Source organism: Halorubrum lipolyticum DSM 21995 (assembly GCF_000337375.1).
In the GTDB taxonomy this organism is placed as follows: Archaea; Halobacteriota; Halobacteria; order Halobacteriales; family Haloferacaceae; genus Halorubrum; species Halorubrum lipolyticum.
This window is the reverse complement of the sequence record NZ_AOJG01000038.1, coordinates 54,800-77,185: the sequence shown is the minus strand read 5'-3', so window position 1 is coordinate 77,185 and position 22,386 is coordinate 54,800. Positions and strand designations below refer to the sequence as shown.

17 protein-coding genes, 1 tRNA gene and 1 pseudogene are annotated in these 22,386 nt (G+C 71.6%); 10 read left to right on the top strand and 9 right to left on the bottom strand.

The annotated features are described in order from the left end of the window. Positions 1-24: 24 nt before the first annotated feature. Entirely contained in the window at positions 25-714 is a 690-nt protein-coding gene (gene mobA / locus C469_RS13445) for a molybdenum cofactor guanylyltransferase (protein WP_008007493.1), read from the top strand. A 30-nt stretch (positions 715-744) separates the two neighbouring features. Here mobA and C469_RS13440 read toward each other — a convergent pair whose 3' ends face one another. Further along, on the bottom strand, positions 745-1,299 hold the full coding sequence (locus tag C469_RS13440) for a J domain-containing protein (RefSeq protein WP_008007491.1): 555 nt from the start codon (positions 1,297-1,299) through the stop codon (positions 745-747). 95 nt (positions 1,300-1,394) lie between these two features. Next, positions 1,395-2,120 carry a hypothetical protein gene (locus C469_RS13435; RefSeq protein ID WP_241430030.1) on the bottom strand — a complete coding sequence of 242 codons (726 nt, stop codon included), beginning with the start codon at positions 2,118-2,120 and terminating at the stop codon, positions 1,395-1,397. A 126-nt stretch (positions 2,121-2,246) separates the two neighbouring features. Here C469_RS13435 and mutS point away from each other — a divergent pair, with 126 nt between their 5' ends. The 3 genes and pseudogenes from mutS to C469_RS17550 form a co-directional block, all read left to right on the top strand. Further along, positions 2,247-5,099 carry a DNA mismatch repair protein MutS gene (gene mutS, locus C469_RS13430; RefSeq protein WP_049911440.1) on the top strand — a complete coding sequence of 951 codons (2,853 nt, stop codon included), beginning with the start codon at positions 2,247-2,249 and terminating at the stop codon, positions 5,097-5,099. Continuing rightward, a complete protein-coding gene (gene mutL, locus C469_RS13425) occupies positions 5,089-6,831 on the top strand; it encodes a DNA mismatch repair endonuclease MutL (protein ID WP_008007486.1) in 1,743 nt (580 codons plus the stop codon). Before mutS ends, mutL begins: the two co-directional genes overlap by 11 nt. Before the next feature lie 132 nt (positions 6,832-6,963). Next, positions 6,964-7,722, top strand: a pseudogene (locus tag C469_RS17550) (right-handed parallel beta-helix repeat-containing protein); the annotation flags it as partial. A gap of 1,103 nt (positions 7,723-8,825) precedes the next feature. Here C469_RS17550 and C469_RS13420 read toward each other — a convergent pair. Further along, a complete protein-coding gene (locus C469_RS13420; protein WP_049911439.1) occupies positions 8,826-10,094 on the bottom strand; it encodes a mechanosensitive ion channel family protein in 1,269 nt (422 codons plus the stop codon). 82 nt (positions 10,095-10,176) lie between these two features. Continuing rightward, a complete protein-coding gene (locus C469_RS13415; protein ID WP_049911438.1) occupies positions 10,177-11,475 on the bottom strand; it encodes a DUF7115 domain-containing protein in 1,299 nt (432 codons plus the stop codon). A gap of 264 nt (positions 11,476-11,739) precedes the next feature. On the opposite strand from C469_RS13415, the gene C469_RS16890 reads away from it, so the two are divergent. Further along, positions 11,740-11,893: transfer RNA gene (locus tag C469_RS16890), tRNA-Met, on the top strand. 12 nt (positions 11,894-11,905) lie between these two features. On the opposite strand, the gene C469_RS13405 is transcribed toward C469_RS16890, so the two are convergent. Beyond that, the gene (locus tag C469_RS13405; protein WP_008007478.1) at positions 11,906-13,144 is read right to left on the bottom strand and encodes a cytochrome P450; all 1,239 of its coding nucleotides are present in this window, start codon (positions 13,142-13,144) and stop codon (positions 11,906-11,908) included. 275 nt (positions 13,145-13,419) lie between these two features. Between C469_RS13405 and C469_RS13400 the strand changes: the two genes are divergently transcribed. Next, entirely contained in the window at positions 13,420-13,914 is a 495-nt protein-coding gene (locus tag C469_RS13400) for a CBS domain-containing protein (RefSeq protein WP_008007475.1), read from the top strand. Between the two features lie 464 nt (positions 13,915-14,378). Here C469_RS13400 and C469_RS13395 read toward each other — a convergent pair whose 3' ends face one another. The 3 genes from C469_RS13395 to tbsP all read right to left on the bottom strand — a co-directional run bounded on the left by C469_RS13395 (position 14,379) and on the right by tbsP (position 17,367). Further along, a complete protein-coding gene (locus C469_RS13395) occupies positions 14,379-14,717 on the bottom strand; it encodes a cupin domain-containing protein (protein ID WP_008007474.1) in 339 nt (112 codons plus the stop codon). 59 nt (positions 14,718-14,776) lie between these two features. Continuing rightward, on the bottom strand, positions 14,777-16,468 hold the full coding sequence (locus tag C469_RS13390; RefSeq protein WP_008007472.1) for a YcaO-like family protein: 1,692 nt from the start codon (positions 16,466-16,468) through the stop codon (positions 14,777-14,779). Between the two features lie 83 nt (positions 16,469-16,551). Next, on the bottom strand, positions 16,552-17,367 hold the full coding sequence (gene tbsP, locus C469_RS13385) for a transcriptional regulator TbsP (RefSeq protein WP_008007470.1): 816 nt from the start codon (positions 17,365-17,367) through the stop codon (positions 16,552-16,554). Between the two features lie 221 nt (positions 17,368-17,588). Here tbsP and glyA point away from each other — a divergent pair, with 221 nt between their 5' ends. The 4 genes from glyA (at position 17,589) to C469_RS13365 (ending at position 21,134) form a co-directional block, all read left to right on the top strand. Next, positions 17,589-18,836 carry a serine hydroxymethyltransferase gene (glyA, locus tag C469_RS13380; RefSeq protein WP_008007468.1) on the top strand — a complete coding sequence of 416 codons (1,248 nt, stop codon included), beginning with the start codon at positions 17,589-17,591 and terminating at the stop codon, positions 18,834-18,836. Positions 18,837-18,940: 104 nt separating this feature from the next. After that, entirely contained in the window at positions 18,941-19,351 is a 411-nt protein-coding gene (locus tag C469_RS13375) for a DUF3054 domain-containing protein (RefSeq protein ID WP_008007467.1), read from the top strand. Positions 19,352-19,781: 430 nt separating this feature from the next. Beyond that, complete coding sequence (locus C469_RS13370) at positions 19,782-20,054, top strand: hypothetical protein (protein ID WP_008007465.1); 273 nt, start codon at positions 19,782-19,784, stop codon at positions 20,052-20,054. A gap of 81 nt (positions 20,055-20,135) precedes the next feature. After that, positions 20,136-21,134, top strand: coding sequence for an ornithine cyclodeaminase family protein (locus C469_RS13365; protein WP_008007464.1), 999 nt, complete (start codon positions 20,136-20,138; stop codon positions 21,132-21,134). A 70-nt stretch (positions 21,135-21,204) separates the two neighbouring features. Here the strand turns inward: C469_RS13365 and C469_RS13360 are convergent, their stop codons facing one another. Then, complete coding sequence (locus tag C469_RS13360; protein ID WP_008007462.1) at positions 21,205-22,218, bottom strand: ion transporter; 1,014 nt, start codon at positions 22,216-22,218, stop codon at positions 21,205-21,207. Positions 22,219-22,386: the final 168 nt, after the last annotated feature.

The following is a 22,386-nucleotide window of genomic DNA, read 5'->3' as shown; positions in this document are numbered from 1 at the left end:
TCCCTCGGAGCCGATGGGCGATCCGTGACAACCGGAGCCATCCTCGCCGGGGGGCGCTCGACGCGCTTCGGCGACCGCGACAAGGCCGTCGCTCCGCTCGCGGGCGTGCCGATGGTCCGCCGCGTCGCGGACCGGCTCGCCGGCGACGACGACCCCGTTCCGCCGGGCGCCGACCGCGCCGCCGGCGGCGACCCGGTCGTCGACGAGCTCGTGATCAACTGCCGGCCCGACCAGCGGGACGCGCTCGGCGGCGCGCTCGACGGTTTCGGGCTCCCCGTCCGCTGGGCGGTCGACGACGAGCCCGACCTCGGACCGGTCGCGGGCATCCGGAACGCCTGCCGGGTCGCCGCCGGCGAGTACGTCGCCGTCGTCGCCTGCGACATGCCGTTCGTCGACCCGTCGTTTCTCGGGACCCTCCGCGGGGACGCCGCGGGCCTCGAGGCCGCGATCCCGCGGCTCGACGACCGCTGGCTCCAGACGACGCAGGCAGTGTATCACGCCGAGGCGATGGCAACCGCCTGCGAGCGCGCCCTCGCCCGCGGCGACCGGAAGGTGCTCGCGCCGATCGACGACCTCGACCGCGTCGTCGTCGGCGACGCCGAGATCCGCGAGCGCACCACGTCGCGGACGTTCACCAACGTGAACACGCAGGCGGAGCTCGCGGAGGCGGAGACCGTACTCGCGGCGGCGCTCGACGGCGCCGGCGCTCCGTGATCGGAGGGGCAAGTGGAGCGAAGACCGCTGTCAGTCCCTCAACAGCTCGTACGCCTCGTTCAGCTCCTTGAACGCCGCCTCGTCGCCGTCCTCCCCGTCCGGGTGGAGCCGCTTCGCTCGCTCACGGTAGGTGGAGCGGATCGCCTCGCTGTCGGCGGTCCGGTCGAGCCCGAGCGTCTCGTAGGCCTCGCGTTCGGACATTCGCCCCGTCGGCGGGGCGCGGTCGCGGGGGTCGCGGGCGCCGGCCCCGGACGCCGACCGAGCGCCGCGAGCGGTCCCCGCCCCGCCGCGGCCGAACCCGCCGTCAGTCGCGCCGGCCGATCGGTACGCCGACCGGCGGTGTTCGGCGGCTTTCGCGCGCTGTCTGGCCCGCGCCTGCTCCCCGGGACCCGCCCGCGCGGCCTCGCGGCGGACGCGGTCGCGGAGCCGGCCGCTGGCGTGGTACCAGAGGAAGTACGAGACGACGCCGAACGGGACGGCGACCGCGAGCAGGACGGGGGAGACGACGACTCCGGCGACGAGCAGGAGGGCCGTCAGTCCGATGAACGTCGCTGCCATGCCGACGACGATCGCGCGGTTCGTCACGGGTTCCCTCGGGGCTCCAGCGTTGTAAGCGCTCGGGCGGGAGCCGAACGCTCCCGTCGGATATCGGGCGAAGAACGTCGTCGAGCGGCGCCGGATCAGGCGAGCGCGTCGCTCCCGCCGGGGCCGCTTCCGGAGTGGCGGACGTACTGGACCGCGACGCCGACGACGAACACCGCGGCGAACGCCGCGTTCGAGGGGCCCGCCTGTTCGACGAACGCCACGGACTCACCGGCGGCGACGGCCTGCCAGACGGGAACGGTCGTCGCCACGAGCCCGGCCCCGAGCGCGACGAGCGATACCGTGATGATGTAGTCGTAGTACCGCATCGCCAGGATCCCGGCGACGACGCCGACGAGGACCGCGACCAGCAGGAACCGCTGGAACGCGGGCTGCGAGAGCAGCGACGACTCGATCGCCGCGTCAACCGCGACCGCGTCGAGCCCGGAGGCCCCGGGATCGTAGAACCGCCGGAGGAGCGACTCGCCGGCGGTCAACACGAGCACGGCGAGGGTCGCGAAGACGAACGCCGCGATCGACACCGCGAACCGCGCCGCCAGGGGGATCAGGACCCGACCGAGGACGGTGCCGATCAGCACGGCCGCCCCGGCGAGGACCAGCCGCTGCCCGGCGGCCGGCGGCACCGCCACGAACTCGGGGAGCACCACCCAGCCGACGAACCCGCCGACGACCGCGCCGCCGATCCAACTGATCCAGCCGAGCACGTGGTCCTTGAGGTCGTACGCGCCGGCGACCAACACGGCGCCGACGAGGGTGTTCACCGCGAGCACCGCGAGAGATATCGGATCCGATGAAAGTGTCATGCGTTGACACCAACGGTCGACCGACTTAGTTCTCCGGATTCGGGCGAGTTCACCGGCAGCCTCCGCACCGCCTACCGCCACACCGCCTCCGCACTGTTTATGTCCGCGGGCGACCGGATCCGTGGTATGCCGACTGCGGACCGCGAGACGGTGACGGGGCTCCCGCCGGGGATCGCCGCCGCCCGCGAGGAGCTGACGCCGATGCTCTCGCAGTACGCCGACCTGTGTGCGGCCCACGAGGACGCCCTCGTGCTGTTCCAGGTCGGCGACTTCTACGAGGCGTTCTGCGAGGCGGCCGCGGCGGTCGCCCGCGTCTGCGAGGTGACGCTGACGGAGCGCTCCGACTCGACCGGCGACTACCCCATGGCGGGGGTCCCCATCGACAACGCCGCTCCCTACCTCGAATCGCTGCTCGACGCGGGCTACCGCGTCGCCCTCGGCGACCAGGTCGAGGACGCGGAGCAGGCGTCCGGCCTCGTCGACCGCGCCGTCACCGAGGTGATCACGCCCGGGACCGTCGTCGAGGACGAGCTGTTGGAGGCCGGAACGACGAACTACGTGGCGGCGGTTGCGGCCGGCGACGGGGGAGGCGGAAGCGACGGGGGAGGCGGAAGCGACGAGACCGGCTCCGAGACGGCGACCGTCGGCCTCGCCGCCGTCGACGTCTCGACCGGCGAGTTCCTCGTCACCTCGGGCGACCGCGACGCGGTCGCGGAGGAGCTCGACCGGGTCGCGCCCGCGGAGCTGATCGCGGGACCGAACGCCCCCGACTTCGACCCGTCGGACGCCGAGCGCGGCTGGACGACCCACGCCTACGACACCGGCGCCTTCGAGCGCCGGGCCGCGATCGAGCGGCTGGAGCCGTATCTCCCCGCCCCCGACCGCCGGTTCGACGGCGACGCCGAGCTCCGCGCCGCCGGGGCGGTGCTCGCGTACGCCGAGTACACGCAGGGCGACGACGGCCCGCTCTCGTACGTCACCCGGATCCGGCGGTACGACCCGCGCGACCGGCTCCGGCTCGACGCGGCCGCCCAGCGCAGCCTCGAGCTGTTCGAGAACCGCGGGCTGGGCGCGAGCGATACCCTGTTCGACGCGCTCGACGAGACGAGCTGCGCGCTCGGCCGCCGGTGTCTGGAGCGGTGGCTCCGGCGCCCGCTCGTCGACGCCGACGCGATCCGGAGCCGCCACGACGCGGTCGGCGAGCTGGCCGACCGCACGTTGGCCCGCGAGGGGCTCGCCGACGCGCTCGGGGCCGCCTACGACCTCGAACGGCTCGTCGGGCGGATCTCCCGGGGCCGCGCCGACGCCCGCGACCTGCGCTCGCTGCACGCGACGCTCGCGGTCGTGCCGGCGCTGAAGGCGACGCTGGCGGGGGCGGCGGGCGAGCGCGTCGATGACGAGACCGACCTCCCGCGAACCGACCGCCTCCGCGACCTCCGCGACCGCCTCGACGAGCTGACCGAGGTCCGGGAGCTGATCGACGACGCGATCGCCGCGAACCCCCCGCCGGAGATCACCGAGGGCGGCGTGATCGGGTCGGGGTTCGACGACGACCTCGACGACCTCCGCGACACCGAGCGCGAGGGCCGGGAGTGGGTCGCCGACCTGGAGGCGGCCGAGCGCGAGCGCACCGGGATCGACTCGCTGTCGGTCGGGCACAACCAGGTCCACGGCTACTACATCGAGGTGACCGACGCCAACCTCGACCGCGTCCCCGACGACTACCGCCGGCGACAGACGCTGAAGAACAGCGAGCGCTACTACACGCCCGATCTGAAGGAGCGCGAGGAGGAGATCGTCGGCGCCGCGGAGCGCGCGGACGCCCTCGAGTACGAGCTGTTCGTCGACGTGCGCGGTCGCGTCGCGGACGAGACGGAGCGGATCCAGGGGCTCGCGGACGCGATCGCCGAGCTCGACGCCCTCCGCTCGCTGGCGACCGTCGCCGTCGAGCGCGACTACGTCCGCCCGGAGATCGTCGACGACCCCGCTGCCGGTCCCGACGCCGACCCCGACGCCGGCGTCGAGATCGAGGGGGGTCGTCACCCGGTCGTCGAGCGCGCCGAGGAGTCGTTCGTCCCGAACGACGCCGACCTCCCGCGCGGGTCGATCGCGGTGATCACGGGGCCGAACATGAGCGGGAAGTCGACGTACATGCGGTCGGTCGCGCTCGCGGTCGTGCTCGCGCAGACCGGCTCGTTCGTCCCCGCGCAGGCGGCCACGCTCCCCGTCTTCGACCGGCTGTTCACCCGCGTCGGCGCCTCCGACGACATCGCCGGCGGCCAGTCGACGTTCATGCGCGAGATGAGCGAGCTGACGGAGATCCTCCACGACGCGGGCCCGAACTCGCTCGTCCTCCTCGACGAGGTGGGCCGCGGCACCGCCACGACCGACGGGCGCGCCATCGCCCGCGCGGCCGCCGAGTTCATTCACGACAAGCTCGGCGCGACCGCCCTCTTCGCCACCCACTACCACGGACTCACCGACCTCGCCGAGGAGCGCGAGCGCGTCTTCAACCTCCACTTCACGGCGACTCGCGAGGGCGGCGACGTGACGTTCCTCCACCGGGTCGTCCCCGGCGCCTCGTCGTCGTCGTACGGCGTCGAGGTCGCCGAACTCGCCGGCGTGCCCGCGCCCGTCGTGGAGCGCTCGCGGTCGCTGGTGGCGGCGGAGACGGACGGCTCGGAGACGGGCGCCGACGCCGAGGCGACCGATACCGAGGCGGACGGAGCCGATTCCCCGACCGACGGCGAGGAAGAGGACGCCGACGCATCGCTGCGGGAGTTCCTCGCGGAGGAGACGGAGGGAGGAGAGAAAGGCGAGAGCGCGGGCGCGGCGACCGATAGCGACTCCGCGAGCGGTGAGGGTTCTGCGACCGGTCTGACCGCCGCCCTCCGCGAACTCGACCTCGCCCGGATGACGCCGATCGAGGCGCTGAACGCCCTCCACGACCTCCAGTCGCGAGTCGACGATGACGGGTGAGGAGCGCGTCGGCGGGGATGGAGAGCGAACGCCGGGCCGGGTCCGCCGGCTCGCTCCCGCCACCGTCGACCGGATCGCCGCCGGCGAGGTCGTCACCCGTCCCGCTCGGGTTGTCGGCGAACTCGTCGACAACGCGCTCGACGCCGGCGCCTCGCGGGTCGAGGTCGCCGTCGACGGCGACGGCACCGACCGGATCCGGGTCGCCGACGACGGCCGCGGGATGGGCCGCGGGGACGCCCGGCTCGCCGTCGAGCGCCACGCGACGAGCAAGCTCGCTCCCGACGGCGACCCGGTCGGCGTCGACTCGCTCGGCTTCCGGGGCGAGGCGCTGGCCGCGATCGCCGAGGCCGCGCGGCTCGAACTCGTCACGGGCGACGGCGACGCGGTCGGGACGCGGGTCGTCGTCGACGGGACGGCGAGCGACTTCGATTCGGATGCTCCCGCCGTCACCGACGCCGGGCGCGCCCGCGGCACCACCGTCGTCGTCGAGGACCTGTTCGCGGGCCGACCCGCGCGCCGGGAGTCGCTCGCGGGGTCGGCGGCCGAGTTCGCGCGGATCTCCTCGTTAGTCGCCGACTACGCGCTCGCGAACCCCGAAGTCGCGTTCGCGCTGGAGCACGACGGGTCGCGGACGCTGTCGACGCCGGGGTCCGGGAAAACGGACGCCCTCCTCGGCGCGTACGACCGCGAGACCGCGAGCCGGTCGACGGAGGTCGCGGCGAGCACCGAAATCGCGACGAGCGGTGGAGACGGGACCGAATCGACCGCGGTCGACGTGTCCGGCGTCCTCGCGTACCCGTCGGTGACGCGTTCCTCGCGCGACCACGTCCGGGTCTCGGTGAACGGGCGTCCGGTCCGGAACGACCGGGTCGCGGCCGCGGTCCGGGCCGGGTACGGCCGGCTGCTCCCCGACGGCCGCGAACCGGTGGCGGCCGTGGACGTGTCGCTGCCGCCCGCCCGCGTGGACCCGAACGTCCACCCGGCGAAGCGGGAGGTCGGGCTCCGCGACGCCGACGCGGTCGCGGACGCGGTGGAGTCGGTCGTCGCCGACGCGCTCACGGGCGCCGACCTCCGGCGGAAGGCCGAGGTCGACACGGGGATAGGCGGGGCGCTGGAGCCGGTCGGCGGCGACGAGGGCGAGCGCCCGGCGCCGTTCGCGGACGCGGCGCCGATCGGGACGTTCCGCGACCTCTACCTCCTCGTCGAGGCCGGCGACGAGCTGCTGGTCGTCGACGGCCACGCCGCCCACGAGCGGGTGAACTACGAGCGGCTCGCCCGGGCGTTCGACGGCGAGGCGGTGCCGACAGTCCCGCTCGACCCGCCGGCGACCGCGTCGCTGTCGGCCGACGAGGCGGCGGCCGCGGAGGCGCACGCCGACGCCCTCGCGGCGCTCGGGTTCGAGACGGAGCCGTTCGGCGGCGGGACCGTCAGGCTCCGGACCGTCCCGGCGCCGTTCGGGCGGGCGGCCGACGCGGACGCCTTTCGGGACGCGCTCGCGACGCTCGCAGGCGGCGAGTCGCCGCGAGACGCCCGGGAGACGCTGCTCGCCGATCTGGCGTGTCACCCGTCGCTGAAGCGCGGCGGGATCGGAGAGCTGGACGGCACGGAGCTGCGGTCCCTCCTCGACCGGCTCGGCGAATGCGACCGCCCGTACGCGTGCCCGCACGGCCGGCCGACCGTCCTCTCGGTCGACGAGGCGACGTTCGCGGCCGGGTTCGGCCGGGAGCGGTGAGCCCCGTTCCGGGCGACTCGACCGAGACGAGCGCTGCCGACGGCCCTCGTCGAGAGGCGCGAATAGCTGCCTGCTAACGCGAGATTCGCCGGCGCATAACGATGAGACCTCGGGACAGTCTCTCCCGTACACATGTCGAACGAAGCGAATCCGCCGGACGACCGCCCGCAGGGGGACGACCGCCCGCAGGGAGGGCACTCGCGGGACGGGCACTCACAGGACCGACACTCGCGGCGGGCGGTCCTCCAGCGGGGCGTCGGCGGGGGGTTCGCCTTCGCCGGGATCGGCGGCGTTCGGATGATATCCGGCGGCGGCGACGACGGCCCGGAGGCGATCGCCGAGTCGACGACCGTCGACGAGCCCGGGCGGTACGTCGTCGACGGGGACCTCCCCGCGGAGGGCGGCGGGATCGAAATCGCCGCGAGCGACGTGACCATCGACGGGCGGGGCCACCGACTGGAGGGCGACGGACGGCCGGCGGGGATCCGGCTCCGGGACGGCGCGCGTGACGTCACGGTCAGGAACCTCACCGTGCGGGGGTTCCGGCGGGGCGTCGATGTCGGCTGGGGCGGCTCCCTGACCCTCTCTTCCGTGACGATCGACGGGAACGCCGCCGACGGCGTGCGGGGCGACGGCGAGGCGGAGATCGCGTGCGAGGGCTCGGCGATCCGGGGAAACGGTGGCAGCGGGGTCGACATCTACGACGGGGAGGTCGCGATACGCGACTGCGAGATACGGGGGAACGCCGAGCGGGCGCTCGGGGCGGGCCCTCGCGCGACGGCGGTCGTCGAGGACTCCGTCGTCGCCGACAACGGCGGTCCCGTCTCGCTCCCGGCGACGGCCGGGTCGAGGGTCGAGCGGACGCTGATCGAGGCGACCGACGGCCCGGGGATCGAGACGGCCACCGCGGGCGGTCCGTCGCTCGACGCGACCGAGGGGCCGGGTCGCAGGACGGCGCTCGTCGAGCGACCGCCGATCGAGGCGGTCGGCGGCCGGGGACTCGAGACGGCGCCCGGCGGCGGCCCGCCGCTCGACGGGGCGGCGCTCGTCCGCCGCTGCGACGTTCGGGACAACGCCGGCGCCGGCATCGAACAGACCAACGGCTCCCTCGAGGTGCGCGGCTGCGCGCTCACCGGAAACGCGGTGGGATACAGGCTGCGGTCGGGCGGCGAGTTCGAGGCGGTGCTCCGACGCAACGCCATCGAGGGCAACGAGGCGGGCGGCGTGGTCGCGGCCCCGACCTCGTACCCCGAACCGATCGACGCGACGTGTAACTGGTGGGGAGACGAGACGGGGCCCCGCCACGGAGACAATCCCCTCGACGACCCGAGCGGGCAGTCGGTCAGCGACCGCGTCGCGTTCCTCCCGTGGAGTGCCGACCGGATCGAGAGCTCCGGTCGGACCGGTGGTTCCGACGAAAGCGGTGGTTCCGACCGAGGTGACGATTCCGACGAAAGCGGTGGTTCCGACCGAACCGAAGACGCGGAGCGGTCTTGCAGCGGCGGCCTCGAAACCGACGAGAGCGGCGCCGGCGGCCTCGACGCCGACGCGGGGGGAGTCGGCTACGTCGCGGAGAAGTCGTACCGACGGATCATGGAGGCCGAGCCGTCCGACGCGGACTGTTGGGACGGGACGTTCTACGTCACCGACCCGTCGGACGTCGACCGCAACGGGTTCGACGGTCCCGGCGCGATCCGCACCGGGGAAGACGGGCGGTTGGCCGACGGACACGTCATCCGCGCCGGGGCGGACGCGGTCCCCGTCACGCTCCCGACGTGGGGGGGGCGAGCGCGGCGACTGCGAGTCGGTGCTGTTCGTCGAACTGAACCGCCCCCTCGACGTCGACCGCGCGTATCGAATCACCGACGTGCGCGACCCGTCGCCCTTCCGAGAGCGCGTCGACACGGGCGGGTTCGCGGGGACCCTCGACGACGTGGTTCGGGTCCGGTTCGAGCCGGCGGACTCGAACGCGTCGGTCGACGGTGCGGCGCCGCTCAGGTAGGACGGTCGCTCCGCCGGCCGTCGCCGCTGCGGCCCGAGCGCCGACCGTCGCCGCCCTCGGAGCGCCGACCGCCGTCATCGAAGCGCTCGACGCGCTCGACCGTCTCGTCGCCCGCGGCGGTCTCGGGCGGGTAGGTGACGGTCTGCTGCGGGTACGGGATGGAGATCCCGGCGTCCGCGAAGCGACGCTGGATCGCCTCGACGGCGGTCGCCTTCGAGCGCCACCGCGCCTGCGGGGTCGGCGGGTCGATCCAGAACCGGAGGTCGAGCAGGATCGCGGAGTCGCCGAAGCCGGAGGGGATCACGTACGGCTTCGGGTTGTTGGCGATCGTGTCGATCTCCGCTAACACCTCCTCGGCGATCTCGCTGGCCTCGTCGGGGTCGTCGTCGTAGCCGATTCCGACCTCCATGTGGATCCGGAGCCGGCCCTCGCGGCTCCGGTTCGTGATCGCCTGGTTGGTGACCAGGTCGTTCGGAACGACGACGTACTCGCCGTCGAAGTTCCGCATGTGAGTGTTCATGATGGTGATCTCGGTGACGAACCCCTCCTCGTTGCCGATCTCCACCCAGTCGCCGATCTCGAAGGGGCGGGCGAACATCAGAACGAAGCCGGCGATCAGCGATCCGAGCGTCTGTCGGGCCGCCATGCCGAGCACGATCCCGAGGAAGCCGGCCCCGACGAGCAGCCCGCCGAGGTTCACGCCCCAGATCCCGAGGACGGTTATCCCGGCGATCGCCAGCACGCCGACCTGCATGATCCGGCTGAGCAGCTGCTCTTGGTGGGCGGTGATGCGGTCGCTGTCAGCCGAGAGGTCCTCGACGTACTCCTCTAACACGTCGCTCGCGACGTAGGCGGCGCCGACGAGGAGCAGGGAGACGAACGCCTGCGCGCCGACCGTGAGCGCGTTCTCCGCGACCGGGAGCACCGCGACCACGAGCGCGAACCGCCCCCACAGCGCCAGTATCGCGACGGCGGCGAGCGCGAACAGCGCGAGCTGGAGGACGCCGACGAGCAGCCGCAGCCCGAACGAGACCGGGACGGCCTCCCGCATCGTCTCGATCGAGCTCTCGCCGCGCCCGTCGAGGAACCGTTCCAGCCAGCGCGTCGAGACGCGCTCCGTGGCCCGGACGGCCCGGGGGAGCAGCAGCCAGCCGACGGCGACCGTCGCGAGCAGGATCCCGGCGGTCACGGCGACGCGGGCCTCCGTGGTCGCGACGCTCCCCAACAGCGCGTCGAGTCGTGTACCCAGTTGCGCGGTCACTGTCCGACGGTTCGCCCTCGCGTTTAAAAATGGTCCCCTGTAGCTATCGACCGAGAGAACTCCCCGAGGCCTCGGCCCGGAGTCAGCGGCCGCGGCGGAGCTCCTCGATCAGCTGTTCGATGAGCGCGGACTGCCTGTCGAGGCGCTCGGACTGCTGTTCGACGGTGTGTCGCAGCTCGGCCATCTCGGTCGCGAGGTCCTCGCCCTCGACGCCGGCGCTCTCGAACGGCGAGCCGTCGAAGGCGTCCGCGTCGGCCGGATCGGCCGTGTCCGTCGTCTCGGTCGTCTCGGTCGTCTCGGTCGCCGCGATCTCCGCCGCCGTCGTCTCCCCCGCGGCGTCGCTCGGGAAGTCGACCTCGGACCGCGCCGTCTGATCGACCTCGGCGGTCGAGTCCGCCTCCGGGTCCGCGGCCGGATCCGCATCCGCGGCCGAACCCGACTTCGGGTCCGCGATCGGGTCGTCGGCCAACGGGTCGTCAGCGAGCGGGTCGTCAGCGAGCGGGTCGGCGTCGGCCGAATCGTCGACGACAGGGCCCTCGGGGGAGTCGGCCGAGTCGGCGGAGTCGGCGCCCGGAGCTCTCGCGGACTCCTCCGCGACCGACGCGTTCGACTTCGCCTCGACTCCCGACTCCGCCTCGGCCTCCGCGTCCGCGACCGGCGAGGCCGACAGCGGGTCGGGCCCCTCGCCGAAGTCCGTGGTACTCCCGCCGCCGTTCCCGGCGTCTGCGGCCGCGTCGTCCTCGTCGGCGACGGTCACGCGGAACTCCTCAAGGCTGTCGACGCCGTGATACGCGCAGACGGCGTCGACGAGCGTCTCCCGGACCGCCCGGGCGGACTCGTTAGGGGCTTTGAACCGCTCGGAGCGCCCGCCGTGGGTCAACACGACCGCGGTCGCGACGGTCCCCTCCTCGAAGTCGAGGTCGGTGAGATCGGCGTAGGCGAACTCCTCGAACTCCTCGTCCCACACCGCGGAGCCGACGTGTTTGACGAGGCGTTCGCTGGTGACGACGAGCGTGAGCTCCGAAAAGCGGAAGGTGCGGAGCACGGACTCGCCGGGGTCGGTGACGCCCGTCGCGGAGAGGACGCCCGCGAGGACCGGGTGGAGCACGTCGTCGACGCGCTTGGCCGGCACCGAGACCGTCTCGTCGCCGCCGAGGCCGTAGCCGAGGGTGAGTTTCGCCTTGCGGCGACCCGTCGAGACCGCGATGCGCTCGACGTCGTGGGAGTACTCCGCGACCGACTCGTCCGACAGCAGGCCGTCGCCGCGATAGACGAGCGTCCGCGTCGGCGTGACCGCGAGTCGGTCGGCTCCCCCGAGCGGGACCTCGGCCACGACCTCCTCGTCGCCGACGGTCCCCGCGAGCAGTTCGGGAAGGCTCATGTCCCGGAGATCCGACCCGTCGGCCATAAATCCGCGGGGTCCGCGTCGACCGCGGTCGCGGAGGGATCGGAGGGGTCGGCGCCGTCGGTCTCGCGGGCAATCCCGCCACCCACCGCCCGCCGCCCACTGCCCACCGCCCGCTGCCCGCCGCCCGCCGCCCGCTGCCCACTGCCCACCGCCCACTGCCCGCCGACTCTGTCACCGGTTCGCAACCTCCCGACGGATGGGAAGGTTAAAGGGTATCATCGCGGTACGGGAAGGTGAGGCCGGGTGGCTTAGCTGGACATAGCGCCGCACTCATAGGGTTCGGAGATTCGGTGCGGTGACGCCTTGGAAGCGTCCGCGTCCTTCCCGTGGCTCCGCCGAGCCTCGGACCTGGGACATGCGGAGATCGTGGGTTCGGAGCCCACCCCGGCCATTTTCAACCGCTTCACCGTCGCTCGTCGTAGCGGACCGGCAGCGACTCGACGCCGTAGATGAACGAGCTTCGCGTCGGCTGCAGGGGTACATCGGCGAGTCGCACGTTTTCGACGCGGTCGAGGAGCTCCGAGAGCCCGACTTTGGCTTCGAGCCGCGCGAGCGGCGCGCCCAGGCAGTAATGGGTCCCGTGACCGAACCCGACGTGCTGGTTGGGCGACCGGTCCGGCCGGAACGCGTCGGCCGCTTCGAACTGCCGTTCGTCGCGGTTCGCGGAGCCGAGCCAGGCGATGATCCGGTCGCCAGCCTCGATGGTCTCGCCGCGCATCGTCACGTCTTCGGTGGCGACCCGGCTCATGGCCTGCACCGGCGACCGGTAGCGAAGCACCTCCTCGACGGCGCTCGTGAGCGCGCGGTCGTCCCCGCGTAACTCGTCGAACAGGTCCCCGTCCGCCTCGGCGAAACACCGCACCGCGTTCGCGATGAGGTTTGTCGTCGTGATGTTCCCCGCGACGAGCAGCAGGATGCACATCCCGAGCGCCTCCTCGCGTGAGAGTCGCCCTCCCGCGCCGGACTCGGCGGTGACGATAACCGAGAGGAGGTCGTCTCGGGGGTCCTCACGTCGGTCTTCTATCATCTCCAGGAAGTACTGGGCCATCTCCATCTGGATCTGCTGTTGGCGGTCCGCGAACGCGTCAGCGCTCTCGTCGTCGCTCGCGGCCTCCACGAGCGTGTTCGACCACGTCTTGAATCGGTCGCGGTCCGACGCCGGGACGCCGAGCAGCTCCGCGATGACCGTCACCGGGAACGGGTACGCGAGGTCCTCGACGACGTCCAGCCGCCCGTCCGCCCCGACGGCGTCGTCGAGCAGCTCGCTCGCCAGCTCTCGGAAGTGCGGCTCGCGGTCGGCGAGGGTCCGGGGTTGGAACCACTCGTCGACGACGCCCCGGAGCTCGTCGTGACGGGGCGGGTCCTCGAACAGCATCGTGTCGAGGATCAGCCCCTCTCCCGGCCCCTCGGGTTCGACGAAGTCGGTCGCCTCTCGAGGGTCCACCGAGAACACGTCGTCGTCGTCCAACACGCGTTTCACGTCGTCGTACCGGAACACGTCCCACGTGCGACGCTCCGGGTCGTACCGGACCGGGGCCGTTTCGCGCATCCGCGCGTACCAGTCGAACGGCTCGAGCCACGCCTCGCGGCTCTGTAGCTCTTCGGGGACGGCCTGCAGGCCTTGGGGATCTGCCGAACTCATGCTTCCACCATTCGTGTCGAATGGTATAAACTTCCCCGCGGAGCGCGGCTCGAACGGCGCAAGCGAGCGCGGGGCCGCCGTCCGGATCGCTCCGATCGGAGTGCTCCGACCGGATCGCCCCGACCGGACCGCCCCGACCGGACTGCCTCGACCGGACCGCCTCGACCGGACCGCCCCGACCGGACCGCCCCGACCGGACCGCCTCGACTGGACTTGCCTCGACCGGAGCGGGATCGGCCGAAACGCCTACCCATCAGCGACGCGACAGCGACGGTATGCAAGCGCGCGACCTGATGGAGTCCGACGTGAAGACCGTCGCCCCGGACGACGACGTGGCCGACGCGTTCAAGAAGTTCGCTCGGTACGACTTCAGCGGCTTTCCCGTCGTCGACGACGGGGACCGGCTGGTCGGCGTCGTCACCGAGTCCGACCTCGTCGACCTGTTCGAGCCGGACGACGAGACGCTGTGGATCCCGATCGGCCTCCCGCCGTTCGTCGACACGCTCACGTATCAGGTGAAGGCGCCGTGGGCCGACCTCGACCTGGGCGTCGACATGGTCCGGAACGCCGACCGCCCGATCTCGGAGGTGATGAGCACCGACGTGGCGACGGTGACGCCCGACACCGACGTGAACGAGGTGCTCGACCTGCTCGCCGGCGACGACCCGGACATCAACCGCGTGCCGGTCGTCGACGACGACGGTCGACTCGTCGGTCTCATCGCCCGTCAGGACGTGATCCGCGCGTTCCGAGACAAGCGGCTGGCGTGAGGAGTCGCGAGTTGGATCGGAGTCGTCTGCGGTCGGCGTCTCCGGTCGCCGTTGGCTGCTTATAACTGGCCGGCGGCGATGGGTCCTCGCGGCCGTCTACCGCTTATAAATAGTTGCTCGCAGATCGACGGCAAACACCCCCAAAGCCCCAGCCGCGAAGCGCGCGCACGCTCGCTGCGCTCCTCAGTCGGTCGCTCCGCTCCCTCCTTGTGGTGCTTGCTTCGCCTCCGCGCGCTTCGCGGCTGCCCCTTTGAGTCCCGCCCCGCACCGCACAGCAACCGCACAGCGCCTCACACCTCCCCAGCCTCGTCGGTCGCCCTCCGCTTCGCTTCGGGCGACCGACTCCCTCGCGCACGCTCCTCGCGCCCAGGGGGCGCTCGGAGGTGCGCGCCACCGCACATCGTTTTATAAGTGATCACGTCGTCGAACGGCTCTCTGCACGCCGTCGAAAACCCGACGCTCACTCACTCCTGCCAGTCCGGGTTCGTCCGCGGCGGCGAGAAGATGTCGTAGCCGACGACGGGCACGTCGCCGTCGTTGCGCGCCGCGTGCGGCTCGTCGCCCGGGATCACGTACGTGTCGCCCGCCTCGACGACGCGGTCCTCGCCGTCGACGACGAACGTGATCGCTCCCTCGGTGATCGCGCCGACCTGCTCGTGGGGGTGGTCGTGTTCGGGGACCTCGGCGCCGGGGTCGATGACGAACCGCTGGATGCTCGTCTCGTCGCCGGCGGCGCCCTGCGTGAGGAACACGCCGTCGACCGCCTCCACCGCCTCGACGTCCGCGTCCGGGAGTACGTCCATGGTGGATGCGGGACTGCGAGCGGCTTAAACCGGGCGGGTGGGGCGGCGGCCGTCCGCACCTACGGGAACGGGTGGTACGCCTTCTCCAAGTCGGGCTCGAACCCCATCGACCGGGGCACGTCGCTCGCGCGGTCGCCGAAGAACGGGTCGCCGGTGAACAGCGGCTGCGCGCCGGGGACCAGCACCCGGACCGCCTCGAAGCCGAGCGTAGCGAGGTCCCGGGTCGTCGTCCGCGCGACGTACGGCTCCAGCCCGACCGTCTCGACGCGGTCGACGACGGCGGCGAGCTCGTCGGCGCCCGACAGCTCCGGCTCGCCGAGCGACTCGGCGGGGACGGTCGCGTCCGGGTCGAAGAACGCCCGCGTCTCGTCCGGGAAGTCGGCGTGCCGGCCGATCGCCGCGCCCTGCTCCGCGGCCGCGTCGGGACCCATCGACCGGAGCTCGGTCCAGTTCTGGAGCGCCTCCGCGAGCGCGCTCCGAGCCGCGGCGGCGGGGTCGAGGTCGGCGCCCGAACCCGCCGCGAAGCGAGGCCACTCGCCCTCGCGGGACACGCCGACAGCGACGACGGGCACGTCAATGTCGGTCGTGACGAGGAGGGGCGTCACCGACAGCGATTCGGCGCGGGCGCGCTTCTCCAGCTCGGCGAACCCGCCGTCGTCGACCTCGATCCCGAGCGGGTCGGCGGTCGAGTACCAGCTCGTCATCGTCGCGTCGCGCTCGATCGCCTCGTAGAGCCCCGACAGCGCCGCGTGCGGTCCGGAGTTGCCGAGGCCGAGCCCGGTCGTGATCGCGGGGCGGTACCGGTTCTCCGGCGGCGGGAAGTGAACGAACTCCGCCGGGAGGCTCGCGACCTCCCCGCCGCCGAGGCGCTCGCCGGTCACCCACGGGAGCCGGTCGTCGCGGGCGTACGGCTCCGCGCTCTCGGGGCGGACGAACGCGTCGGGCGACACGGGGTTCGGGACGTTCGCGGCCGGCGCGCGCGTGAACGACCCCTCGCGGTACACCCCGGCGGCGTACCGCTCTAACCCCTCGCCGAGCGCCTTCATGAACGCGGCGTCCCAGCCGGCGTCGACGCCGCCGCCGAACTCCGCCGCCCGCGCGTCTGAGAAGGGCGTCGTGTCGGCGACCCGCGCGACGTAGTACGGCACCGGGAACGACTCCTGTTCGCCCACCTCCGAGAGCGGGCCGACCCGGGGGTCGACCGCTCGCTCCGCGCGGTCGACCGCGTCCGACAGCGACCGCTCGCCGCCCTCGCGGGGCAGCGCGTCGCCCGGGTCGGCGCCGCAGTCGCAGCCGGGAACCGGGAGGAGGGCCCGCTCGGGGCCCGGAACTTCCACGACGGTGTCGGCGACCGGGTCGCCGGCGAGCAGCCGGATGACCCGCCGGCCGGCGACCGCGCCGGCGTAGCGCACGGCCGATCGTCGGCCGGCCGGCGCGTCGGCCGCCTCGGCCCCGCTGCTGGCGACGCGGCGGCGGAGGCAGTCGTAGCAGGTCTCGTCGAAGGCGGTCACCGCGGCGTCGACCGACTCCAGGGGGACGCCGCCGAGCCCGCCGACCTCGACCGCGACCCAGCGGTCGAGCAGCCCGTCGGCGGTCGCGAACGCCTCCGAGCCCGCGGTGTCGACCACGACGGCGAGGTCGAATCCGTCGAGCAACCCCGCCTCGACGGGCATCACGTTCACGTCGACGTCGCCGAGCGCGGCCGAGACGGCCTCGACCGCGGGGCCGTCACCGACAAGTCCGATGTCCATGTCTCTCCCGAGGCGTAGGAGCGGAAAAAAGCCGCGGGTGACGGCGTCGGAACGGGGTGCGACCGAGCGGGACGGTCGCTCGGTTACGCCAGCATCGCCGCGACCTCGTCGGCGAGGTCGGCGGCGTCGAGGCCGCGGAGACGCTCGTCGCCGAGCTTGAGCCGGAGGCGGGGGCGACCGACGTCGATCGGGACCTTCTCCGTGTCGATGGCCCCGAGGTCTTCGAGTCGGGTCTTCGTGCGGGAGAACGTCGCCTTTGAGGCGATCCCCACGTCCTCTCCCCACTTCGAGATGTCGTACAGGAGCACGTCGTTCTTCGCGGCGACGAGGAGGGCGACGGTCACCTCGTCGAGCCCGCCGCCGTCGCCGCGGGCGGAGTCCATCGCCGCGAGCATCGCGTCGAAGTCGTCGCGGGTCGCCTCGCCGATCTCGGCCGCCATCGTCTCCCGGACGCGGCTGATCGCGGGGGTGCGAAGGCCGTACGTCTCGGCGTCTTCGAAGGCGTCGCTGTGGGTCTCGAACACCTCGGCGACGAACTCGTCGTCGTTCGAAGCGAGCGCGGCGACGTGGTCGTTGGTGCTCACCAGCACGACGACCTGCGAGTCGGAGACGAACAGCGCGTTGTCGACCGCCTCGTCGAGCACCCGCAGGTCGAGCGCGCCGTCCGCGACGAGGTCGGCCGCCTTCGACGCGACGAGGAAGTCCTCCATCACGTCCTTCAGCGTTCGTTCGTCCACGAGCATCGACATCTTCGGCAGGTCGTCGCGACCGATCGCGGCCTCGACCAGCGACACGATCGTCTCGGCGGAGGGGTCGACGACGAACAGCTCTTCGTCGTCCCCGGCGAACGCGGTGTCGAGGACGTTTTCGACGTCTGCCTCCAGTAAATTCGATACCATCTGTCTCTCCGAATCAAAGCCAGTTGCGTATTTAATATTAACGGGATTCGAAGAGGGAACAACCGGTTTTCGGCCGCCGAAACCCTCGAAAATGGCGGATTCGTGTTTTCACCGATCTATCCCCGAACGAGGTGCCGGAACGCCGACATCGCAAATCGAGCGAGACGCGGAGTCACCGACGTGACGCAAGGATTAATGCGCGATCGGACTGGGTGTTCTACATGGACCACGAGCACGTCCGGGAGGTCGATCCCGCGGTCGCCGACGCGCTGGACGGCGAGCGCGACAGGCAAGAGCAGACGCTCGCGATGATCGCCAGCGAGAACTACGTCAGCGAGGCGGTGCTGGAGGCGCAGGGGAGCGTCCTCACGAACAAGTACGCCGAGGGCTACCCGGGCGGGCGGTACTACGCCGGCTGCGAGTACGCCGACGACGTCGAGGAGCTCGCGATCGAGCGCGCCAAGGAGCTGTGGGGCGCCGAGCACGTCAACGTCCAGCCCCACTCCGGGACGCAGGCGAACCAGGCGGTCTACTACGCGACGCTCGAGCCGAGCGACAAGATCCTCTCGCTGGAGCTGAGCCACGGCGGCCACCTCTCGCACGGTCACCCCGCGAACTTCACCGGGCAGATGTACGAGGTCGAGCAGTACGAGGTCGACCCCGAGACGGGGTACATCGACTACGAGGGCCTCCGGGAGACGGCCGAGGAGTTCGAGCCGGACATCGTCGTCTCCGGCTACTCCGCGTACCCGCGCACGGTCGACTGGGAGGAGATCCAGGCCGCCGCCGACGCGGTCGACGCCTACCACCTCGCCGACATCGCGCACATCACCGGGCTCGTCGCCGCCGGCGTCCACCCCTCGCCGGTCGGCGTCGCCGACTTCGTCACGGGCTCGACGCACAAGACGATCCGCGCCGGTCGCGGCGGGATCGTGATGTGCGACGAGGAGTTCGCCGACGACATCGACAAGGCGGTGTTCCCCGGCGGACAGGGCGGCCCGCTGATGCACAACGTCGCCGGCAAGGCGGTCGGGTTCAAGGAGGCGCTCGACCCTTCGTTCGACGAGTACGCGCAGAATGTGGTCGACAACGCCGAAGTGCTCGCCGAGACGCTGCAGGGCCACGGTTACTCCCTCGTCTCCGGCGGCACCGACAACCACCTCGTGTTGGTCGACCTCCGCGACTCGCACCCCGACCTGCCGGGCGGCGACGCCGCGGACGCGCTCGCGGCCGCGAACATCGTCCTCAACGGGAACACGGTCCCCGGCGAGACACGCTCGCCGTTCAATCCCTCGGGGATCCGCGTGGGCACCGCCGGGCTCACGACCCGCGGGTTCGACGCGGACGCGATCGAGGAGGTCGGCGACCTCATCCACCGCGTCATCGACAATGCTGACAGCGACGACGTGATCTACGAGGTCGGCGAACGCGTCGTCGAGCTGTGCGAGGCGCACCCGCTGTACGAGTAGCGGCATTGCGGTCGGCGGCGGCGCGGTCGGCGCGGCCGACGGCCCCGCCCGACCGCCGGACCGAATCCGTACGTACAAAGTAGGGGGGGCTCTGACGGGTTGATATGGCCGACTCGTCGTTCCTCGCAACACGTCTCGACCGCGGTGCCGTTCCCCTCGCGGTCGGCGACCTGATCGCACTGATCGTCCTGTTAACGATTGGGGCGCTCAACCACAGCACCGTCGAGTTCCTGTCCGCGAACCCGCTGTACCTGCTCGGAGTGTACGCGCCGTTCCTGATCGGGTGGGTCGTCGTCGCGCCGCTCGTCGGCGCGTACTCGGCGGGCGCCGTCGAGACCGCGAAGTCGTCGGTCCCGCTCGTGATCCGGTCGTGGATCCCGGCCGCGGTCGTCGGGCTGGCGCTTCGGCACTTCGTCTTCCGCGGGAGCGCCGCGCTGACGTTCGCGGCCGTCATGCTCGTCCTCGGATCGGTCGCGCTCGGCGGCTGGCGCGCGGCGTACTTCAAGCTCCGGTAGGTCGTCTTCGAGTTCCGGTCGAGCGTTTTCAAACACCGGTAAGTCGTCTCGTCGCTCCCCCGGCCGTCGTCTTCGCAATTTTGAGCTCCGTTCTCGTACCGTCCCCAAGCCCGACCCGTCTCCGAGCCCGACCCGTCTCCGAGCCCGACCCGTCTCCGAGCCCGACCCGTCTCCGAGCCCGACCCGTCTCCGAGCCNCCCGTCTCCGAGCCCGACCCGTCTCCGAGCCCGACCCGTCTCCGAGCCCGACCCGTCTCCGAGCCCGACCCGTCTCCGAGCCCGACCCGCCTCCGATGACCGTCGGCACCGTCTGTCGTCCACGGCGAATACGTCTCTATAACTTATGAAATCCTTCGAAGTGATCAGCTGACGTATCACGTCGAACCCTGAGAAAGATTTAATAGTGATTTTGTCGTATCGCTAACCAGATCATGACTGGGTACTACGACTACGTGCTCGGCCTTATCCCGGTGGCGTTGATCGGCGTGACCGCCGCGTTGAACCTGGTCGGGCTGCCGTTGACGGCGGCGCTCCCGGGAGGCGCACTCGTCGCGGGGGGTATCATGGCCCACGCGGTGTTCGTCAAGGCCCCAGTCACGGACGACGCGCGCGTCCGGAACGACCGCGCCGCGGAGCGCTCTGCCGGACGATCGGGCGTCGGGCGGTCACAGGCCGGGCGATCGCGGACCGGCGGCGCCGACTGACCGGGCCTCTCTCTCCGACCACGCGGGTCGGCCGTTCCGGTTCCCTGCACGGTTTAGTCCCTCGCGCCCGAGCGGTCTGGTATGACCGACACCCTGTTCCTGACGAGCGCCGAGGTCGACGACCTCGCCGAGCCGGCCGACTACGTCGCGGTCGTCCGCGACGCCTACCGCCAGGTCGGCGAGGGCGCGCCCGCGGAGCCGCGGACGAAGCTGCTCAACCGCGACCCGCCGGGGATGTTGACGACCTACGCCGCGGTCCTGCCGGAGACGGGCGCGATGGGCGGGTACGCCTACTCCGCGGGGTTCGGCGCGGGGGACGCGTGGTTCATGACGCCGCTGTTCGACGCCGAGTCGGGCGAGCCGCTCGCGCTGCTCGACGGCGCCTCGATGAATCCCTTTAAAACGGGCGCCGCGGGGGCGACCGCGGTCGACGCGCTCGCCCGCGCCGACGCCACCGAGATCGCCGTGATCGGCAGCGGCGCGCAGGCCCGCGGCCAGCTCGCGACGACCGCGACCGTCCGCGAGTTCGAGGCGGTCCGGGTGTTCTCCCCGACCCCGGAGAACCGCGAGGCGCTCGCCGACGAGTTCGACGAGCGGATCGACGCCGACGTGTCAGCGGTCGCGAGCGCGAGCGACGCCCTCGACGGCGCCGACGTGGTCGTCACCGCGACCACCGCGAGCGGGCCCGTGATCGACGACGGCGACGTGGAGCCCGGCACCCACGTCACCGCGATGGGACAGTATCACCCGGAGAAGAACGAGCTCCCGCCGGAGCTGGTCGCGCGGGCGACGTACGTCCCCGACATCCGGGCGCGCGCAGCGCAGGACGCCGGGTCGTTCCTCGCCGCGGTCGAGGCGGGGCTCGTCGACGAGGACCACGTCGCGGCCGATCTCGGTGAGGTCGTCGCCGGCGGGCACCCAGGTCGGACGAGCGAGGAGGAGATCACGGTCTTCGACTCCGGCGGGACCGGGATCGAGACGGTCGCGGCCGCGCACATGCTTTATCAACGGGCGAGCGAGAAGGGGCGCGGACAGACGATCGACTTCGCGCCCGCGAGCGAGGCGTTGACCGGGCGATAGCGGGCGGTATCGGGATTCGTGGCCGGGCGTCGTGTCGTCTCACGGAGCCGAACGCGGCGGGACGCCCCCGTTATCGCAGCGGGGTCCGGAGGTCCTTCCACGTCGCGGTGAGCCGTTCTTCGGACTCGTCTAACTCGATCAGATACTCGTCTCTGTCCGGATCGTACTCGGCGACGGTTCCGTGAACGCCGTGGTAGTCGTAATCGAGCGCGCTTTCCGCGGTGATGTCGATCCGGACGCGGTTCGACACGCCGTAGGTAGGGCCGTCGGCGCTCACGTCCGATTCCCAGTCGATCTCGTGTCCGCAGTCGGGACAGTAACCGGTCTCGTACGACGATCCCTGGATAAACCCGGACGCCATGATCGACGCCGGGAGGGCGAACAACCCGATCCCGAGGATCGCGACCGCGCTACCGATGACCTGGCCGGTCGGGGTAACGGGCGTGACGTCGCCGTATCCCACCGTTGTGAGCGTGACGATCCCCCACCACATCGTCCCCGGTATCGAGGGGAACGCCTCCGGTTGGGCGGCGTGTTCCGCGAAATACATCAGCGACGAGGCGACCACCAACAGGATCAGGTTGCCGGTCATCGCCACGACGAGTTGCCCGCGCTTGAGGGCGAAGGCGCGCCCGAAGGCCTGCATCGACTCGCTGTATCGAACGAGCCGAAACAGACGGAGAAACCGCATCAAGCGGAGTGCGCGCAAAAAGCGGAGGTCCGATGTTCCACCCACGAGCGTGATGTAAAACGGCGCGATGGCGACGAGGTCGAGCAACAGCAGCGGCCGGGTGGCGTATCGGAGTCGACCGACGACCGGTCGGTCGTAGGGTTCGCCCGCTTCGACCGCGCTCCAGATTCGCGCGAGGTACTCGGCGGTGAAGACGGCGACCGAGACGGTCTCCAACAGCACAAACTGCGCGCTGTACGCCGCGTATATCCAGTCGACCGTCTCGAGCGCGACCGCGAGCACGTTCAGCAAAATGAGAGAGATAATGACCCAGTTGAAGAGTTTCCCCCTCCCGTCGGCGTGCGTGGGATCGACCAGCCGACGGGTTCGCTTCCGTAACGAGATGTGACCCATTTTCGAACCCATCACGGCAGCGTGTATTAGGCCTTCGCTACTGTCCGTATTCAGCTATTAACAGCCGTCTGTCGGTTGATTTCGCCGTACCACCATGTGCTGGTATCGGTTATATCTCCTCCACCTGAGAACGTCACGCAAGAGCGGTAGTCCGGCCCATCCGAAGTG

Excerpts from the sequence above, each read along its gene's own strand:
- C469_RS13435 (WP_241430030.1), bottom strand. The coding sequence starts at position 2,120 with ATGACACTTTCATCGGATCCGATATCTCTCGCGGTGCTCGCGGTGAAC.
- mutS (WP_049911440.1), top strand. The coding sequence starts at position 2,247 with ATGCCGACTGCGGACCGCGAGACGGTGACGGGGCTCCCGCCGGGGATC.
- mutL (WP_008007486.1), top strand. The coding sequence starts at position 5,089 with ATGACGGGTGAGGAGCGCGTCGGCGGGGATGGAGAGCGAACGCCGGGC.
- C469_RS13415 (WP_049911438.1), bottom strand. The coding sequence starts at position 11,475 with ATGAGCCTTCCCGAACTGCTCGCGGGGACCGTCGGCGACGAGGAGGTC.
- C469_RS13405 (WP_008007478.1), bottom strand. The coding sequence starts at position 13,144 with ATGAGTTCGGCAGATCCCCAAGGCCTGCAGGCCGTCCCCGAAGAGCTA.
- C469_RS13400 (WP_008007475.1), top strand. The coding sequence starts at position 13,420 with ATGCAAGCGCGCGACCTGATGGAGTCCGACGTGAAGACCGTCGCCCCG.
- C469_RS13395 (WP_008007474.1), bottom strand. The coding sequence starts at position 14,717 with ATGGACGTACTCCCGGACGCGGACGTCGAGGCGGTGGAGGCGGTCGAC.
- C469_RS13390 (WP_008007472.1), bottom strand. The coding sequence starts at position 16,468 with ATGGACATCGGACTTGTCGGTGACGGCCCCGCGGTCGAGGCCGTCTCG.
- tbsP (WP_008007470.1), bottom strand. The coding sequence starts at position 17,367 with ATGGTATCGAATTTACTGGAGGCAGACGTCGAAAACGTCCTCGACACC.
- glyA (WP_008007468.1), top strand. The coding sequence starts at position 17,589 with ATGGACCACGAGCACGTCCGGGAGGTCGATCCCGCGGTCGCCGACGCG.
- C469_RS13375 (WP_008007467.1), top strand. The coding sequence starts at position 18,941 with ATGGCCGACTCGTCGTTCCTCGCAACACGTCTCGACCGCGGTGCCGTT.
- C469_RS13370 (WP_008007465.1), top strand. The coding sequence starts at position 19,782 with ATGACTGGGTACTACGACTACGTGCTCGGCCTTATCCCGGTGGCGTTG.
- C469_RS13365 (WP_008007464.1), top strand. The coding sequence starts at position 20,136 with ATGACCGACACCCTGTTCCTGACGAGCGCCGAGGTCGACGACCTCGCC.
- C469_RS13360 (WP_008007462.1), bottom strand. The coding sequence starts at position 22,218 with ATGGGTCACATCTCGTTACGGAAGCGAACCCGTCGGCTGGTCGATCCC.